Origin of the sequence: Bacillus sp. DNRA2, from assembly GCF_012843265.1 — a bacterium.
Classification (GTDB): domain Bacteria; phylum Bacillota; class Bacilli; order Bacillales; family Cytobacillaceae; genus Bacillus_BU.
The window spans coordinates 1-670 of the sequence record NZ_JABAIT010000082.1; the positions used below are offsets into that span (position 1 = coordinate 1).

At 44.0% G+C, this 670-nt stretch carries 2 tRNA genes and 1 rRNA gene; all 3 read left to right on the top strand.

The features are described 5' to 3' along the window. Positions 1-63: ribosomal RNA gene (locus HHO41_RS22040) — 16S ribosomal RNA — on the top strand; the annotation flags it as partial. 122 nt (positions 64-185) lie between these two features. Beyond that, positions 186-262, top strand: a tRNA-Ile gene (locus HHO41_RS22045). A gap of 10 nt (positions 263-272) precedes the next feature. Then, a tRNA-Ala gene (locus tag HHO41_RS22050) sits at positions 273-348 on the top strand. Positions 349-670 lie beyond the last annotated feature (322 nt).

The following is a 670-nucleotide window of genomic DNA, read 5'->3' on the forward strand; positions in this document are numbered from 1 at the left end:
ATGATTGGGGTGAAGTCGTAACAAGGTAGCCGTATCGGAAGGTGCGGCTGGATCACCTCCTTTCTAAGGATAATGTCGTAATGACATTCGGAATGCAGATTTTTTAATCTGTAATGTTGACCACTTTGTTTGTTTAGTTTTGAAGGAGTAATTTCTTCAAAGTTTAATATATTTATCCGTTATATGGGCCTATAGCTCAGCTGGTTAGAGCGCACGCCTGATAAGCGTGAGGTCGATGGTTCGAGTCCATTTAGGCCCACCATATTTATAACGGGGCCTTAGCTCAGCTGGGAGAGCGCCTGCTTTGCACGCAGGAGGTCAGCGGTTCGATCCCGCTAGGCTCCACCAATTATAACGATTGCTTTTTGTCGTTATTATTTTTTGTCTTTATCGTTCTTTGAAAACTAGATAATTGAAGAAATGTAATAAACCGAGAATCACCACATTAGTTTTTTCTCTCTTATTTATATAGTAAGAGTAACCGAGACAAATCAGCAGCGAGAAGGTCGAGGAAGCGAGCAAGCGAAGACCGGAGCGTACTTAGTCTGTACGTGAGGATCTGAGCGAACGAAGCTGACGAAGAGATTCGAAGCTGATCATTTGTCGAATAGGTTAAGTTAGAAAGGGCGCACGGTGGATGCCTTGGCACTAGGAGCCGATGAAGGACGGT